Raw genomic sequence first — 408 nt, forward strand, 5'->3', positions numbered from 1 at the left:
AAGGCTCGGCAGCTGCTACGCATAGCTGTTCTTCAAGAGGGCAGGGCTGTTGCTTTTTCCACACTCGTCCCGGCCACTGTGGTTTTTTCATCACTGCCATCGCCCATGACACCCGCAAACCCCGGGCCATTGCCCCATGGCACAGCCCTTGCTAAATCCCTGACAAAACCTTAGTCAAGGAGTCTCCATGCGCCCTTTATCTTTTCGCCGCGTCCTCTCATACCTGGGACTTGGCGCCGTGCTGCTGGCCGGCACCGCTCAGGCGCAACCCCATGACGGCGGCGTGCTGAACCTGGTGGCCCAACCCGAACCACCGTCGCTGATGCACGGCGTGGTCAGCCACGTGTCTACCCAGTACGTCAGCGGCAAGATCCTCCAGGGCCTGCTGACCTTCGATACCGACCTCAA

General features: G+C 60.5%; 1 pseudogene. It reads left to right on the top strand.

Features of this window, described 5'->3' with window-relative positions:
* Positions 1 to 187: 187 nt before the first annotated feature.
* A pseudogene (locus HX875_RS32340) lies at positions 188 to 408 on the top strand (ABC transporter substrate-binding protein); the annotation flags it as partial.

Source organism: Pseudomonas yamanorum (assembly GCF_013386765.1).
In the GTDB taxonomy this organism is placed as follows: domain Bacteria; phylum Pseudomonadota; class Gammaproteobacteria; order Pseudomonadales; family Pseudomonadaceae; genus Aquipseudomonas; species Aquipseudomonas yamanorum_A.